At 64.9% G+C, this 3,417-nt stretch carries 4 protein-coding genes and 1 tRNA gene; all 5 read right to left on the minus strand.

Features of this window, described 5'->3' with window-relative positions; translation table 11 throughout:
• Window positions 1–107: 107 nt before the first annotated feature.
• Window positions 108–184: transfer RNA gene (locus BN1119_RS12845), tRNA-Met, on the minus strand.
• A 217-nt stretch (window positions 185–401) separates the two neighbouring features.
• Entirely contained in the window at window positions 402–1,127 is a 726-nt protein-coding gene (locus BN1119_RS12850; RefSeq protein WP_041998497.1) for a hypothetical protein, read from the minus strand.
• A gap of 76 nt (window positions 1,128–1,203) precedes the next feature.
• Complete coding sequence (locus BN1119_RS12855) at window positions 1,204–2,841, minus strand: ATP-dependent endonuclease (protein WP_041998499.1); 1,638 nt, start codon at window positions 2,839–2,841, stop codon at window positions 1,204–1,206.
• Window positions 2,842–2,920: 79 nt separating this feature from the next.
• A complete protein-coding gene (locus BN1119_RS21040) occupies window positions 2,921–3,043 on the minus strand; it encodes a hypothetical protein (RefSeq protein WP_280136488.1) in 123 nt (40 codons plus the stop codon).
• Window positions 3,044–3,113: 70 nt separating this feature from the next.
• A partial coding sequence (locus BN1119_RS20105; protein ID WP_041998501.1) for a helix-turn-helix domain-containing protein occupies window positions 3,114–3,417 on the minus strand: 304 nt, incomplete at its 5' end.

Below are 3,417 nucleotides of genomic sequence, written 5' to 3' on the forward strand. Positions count from 1 at the left end.
GCTCCACCCCGCGTCCGAATTGTGCCAACGAGACAGAGCAGTTGTCTGGTTGGGTACTGCCAGCATCAAGTTGCCATCGCCTTGCGATAATCACCTTGAATATCAGATGGTTGCGGGGGCCGGATTTGAACCGACGACCTTCGGGTTATGAGCCCGACGAGCTACCGGGCTGCTCCACCCCGCGTCTGAGGTCGCCAATAATAGGCGCCAGCGCAAATATTGCAAGCAAAAATCTTGATAAAGTTGAGTTTGTAGATTAATGCGGCGCTATCCGTCCCTTTTACCAGCAGGGCGATGGATTTTTATGCGATGAAACAATCCCTTGCCTTCTCTGCCAAGCCAGTCCGGATGCAAGAAGGGCCCCACAGGGCCCTTCTTTAGTACGCGATGAGGCTGCCGACTCACAGCACCAGCCGTTGCAGTGCCCCCGTGGCCGCGATCTCGGCGATCAGCAGGCCGCACAGGGTGACCGAAAGCACCACGGGCGCCGTCTCCTGCTGACGATAGAGGGGGCTGAACCAGAGCAGCAGGGCGGCGATCAGCAAGCTGGCCTGGGTCAGGATCCAGGGCAGGAGATCTGCCAGCACGGCCTCGCTTGGCGAGTGCACCAGCATCAAGGCGGCAAACCAGAGCAGGCTGGCCATGGCCGCCCCCAGCCCCGCCATGGGCAACAGGGTATTGAACGCCTGCAACCGATGGCGGGCGCGCAGCAGCATCAGGTGGGCGAAGGCGGCGCCCAGCAGCACCATTTGCAGCAGGCCGCTCACCCAGCCGCTGCGCGTCAGCAACCCCACCCCATAGAGAGCCAGGGGCAAGGCCGGCAGCCAGAGCCAGTGACCCGGGATGGCGCGTTTGCCCTCCAGCCGCGATTGCAGCAGGGAGACGCCGATGCCGAGCACCAGGGCGGTACCACCGAGCCAGATCTGCCACTGGGGCGCCTTGGCCTCCACCGCCAGCATGACGGAGAGCCCGGTGATGACCCAGACCGAGAAGCTCTGCTGGGTGATGCGCGAGCGCTGACCCGGGCAGAGATCGCCACGCCAGAGCACCAGGGCCAGCCAGGCCAGGGCGCCGAGGGCCATCAGGCCGCTCAGGGGGTAGAGCCATAGGGGTAGTTGGGAAAACATGCACGCCTCCTGTCATAAAGGCGCCGAGTATACCCGCCCCGGGATCCAAACGCCTAGCCCTGCCCCGGCGGCCGGCTCAGCCCTGCCCGCGCGCCTGGGCGACCACCCGCTTGAACATCTGGCGGATCACCAGGGGGATGTGCTCGCGCCCCAGCCGCTCCGCCTCCTCCACCACGGCCAGCGCCATGCCGGGCTTGCTGCGATGATGGATAGCCTTGTTGATGATGCGACTGGCGCTCAGGGACGAGCGCCCACCCACCCCGGCCTCGCGCCGGTACACGGCCTCGAAGCCGTTGCGATACAGGTAATGCTCTATGTCGGCGGCGGGCAGCTGGGTCAGCCGCTCCTGCTCGCGCTCCCCCTTGAGCAGGGAGCGGGCCGAGCTTGCGTACTTGGCACCGGCCTCGTCCCCATCGGTGAGCAGGTGCCACTCTATGCCAAAGTCTCGCGCCACCTTGATGAGGGGGGCATGACCGCACTGGGCGAACTCTATGATACGCACCCCCTCCGCCCGCAGGCTGTAGCCGCAGATCTGGGCCAGCTCCGAGAGCAGCCAGATCTCCGTCTCCCCCTCCACCAGCAGCCAGCAGCGGGCGAACAGCGACATGGGTCGGTTGATGCGCACATGAAAGGCAATCTTGCGCAGATCCTCGCTGCTGTAACGCTCCCCGCCGAGCTGATGGCAGAGGATGTCCTGCTGGCGGCGCACCAGGCGACGCACCTGATTGAGGGGCAGGGAGGAGAGCAGATCCCCCGAATTGGTGGTGAGCAGCTTCTGGCCAGGCAGCTGCTCGAGCAGGCCCCAGGCCAGGGAGAGCATGGTGGGATGGAGCCGGCTCTCCGGATCCTCCAGTATCATGATGGGCCTGGCCCCCTGCTCCAGCTCCCGGTTGCCCCGGGCGTTGAGCAGGGCCCCGGCCATGCCGGCCATGGCCAGCTGCAACGCCCGGTTGTCGGCCCCGCGCAGCAGGCTTTGCAGGTTGCCGGGATTGCGCAGCGTCATGGGCCGGTTGATGATCTCCCGCTGGCTACGCGGCTTGTACTTGATGGGGGCCAGGGCCTTGAAATAGTGATCCGTGAGCTGACGCACGGCGCTGAGGGCCTCCTTGAGCTCCTCCTCGCCAATGCGCTGAGGCTCGTCCCCCAGCTTGGTCATCAGCTCGTCGAGGCGATGCTCGCTCAGCTCCTGCCAGGGCACCGCCTCCTGGCCGGTGCGGGCACTGCGGGCATCCCGCAGCCGAAACACAGGATTCATGGTGATAAGCAGACTCACCAGAGCCTTGCTGTCCACCCCCTCCAGCACCTTGCCGATGCCGTCGAGAAAATCGTGACGACTCTGCACAGAGCCATCCTCTTGCAGCTCGGCGCTGGCGCGGTAGTGGATGCGGTGAAACTTGTCCTTGTGCCCGATCCAGACCGGGGCGAGCCGGGCCAGACGCTGGGAGCGCAGGCACATCTCCGGCCTGTGTTCGCTGAAGGTGAGCACCAGTTGCAGGCTGCTGGCGGGAGCCAGCTCCGGATCCTCCGGCCGGTGAAAATCATCGGTGCCGAACTGATAGGGCTCCGCCTCCTGACCCAGCAGACACCAGAGCGCCCGCAGCAGGCTCGACTTGCCCCAGGCGTTCTCGCCGATGAGCACTATGGTGTTGTCCAGGCTGAGGGAGAGGCGATTGATGCCGCGAAAGCCTTTTATCTCAATACGTTCCAGAAACATAGTGCCCCATGACAGCAGTAAACGACTGAGGTCATAGTGGCAAAATTGACGCTAACTTCCTATGGCGGACGAGCAGATTTCAGCGGGAACTGTGAGGCACTGCGGGTTCGGGGGTGGCGGGAGCGGGGACAAACCAGCGGGGGGCGTTCCAGTGACTGAACCAGAGGTGGCGGCTGCGGGCCTGACGTTTGCTTTGTTTCAAGGGAGCTCCTTGGCTTGGGGTGACGGGATAACGGGATGAAATGCGCCCGTCGCAGTCGGGCGCATCCTCACTATCCCTGCCCCTCATGACACTCTGATGACAGTCGGCTGCGCCACTGCCCCGGGCTCAGTCCGAACTGGCCGCGAAAGCGGTTGCCAAGGTGCGCCGCCGACGAGAAGCCGCATTGGTTCGCCGCCTCCCCCAGGGAGGCACCGGCTGCCAGCAGCGCCTTGGCGCGGCGCAACCTCAGTCCCAGCAGATAACGGTGGGGCGAGGTACCCAGGGTCTGGCTGAACATGCGGCTGAAGTGAAACTCGCTCAGGCTGGCCTCGGCCGCCAACTCCCCCAGCAGCACAGGCTCGGCGAGGCGGGCG

This window comes from Aeromonas bivalvium, assembly GCF_000819765.1.
Taxonomy (GTDB): domain Bacteria; phylum Pseudomonadota; class Gammaproteobacteria; order Enterobacterales; family Aeromonadaceae; genus Aeromonas; species Aeromonas bivalvium.

What these genes read in the sequence shown, in the direction of transcription:
- BN1119_RS12850 (WP_041998497.1), bottom strand. Translation starts at nt 1,127, where the DNA reads ATGTTTTCCCAACTACCCCTATGGCTCTACCCCCTGAGCGGCCTGATG.
- BN1119_RS12855 (WP_041998499.1), bottom strand. Translation starts at nt 2,841, where the DNA reads ATGTTTCTGGAACGTATTGAGATAAAAGGCTTTCGCGGCATCAATCGC.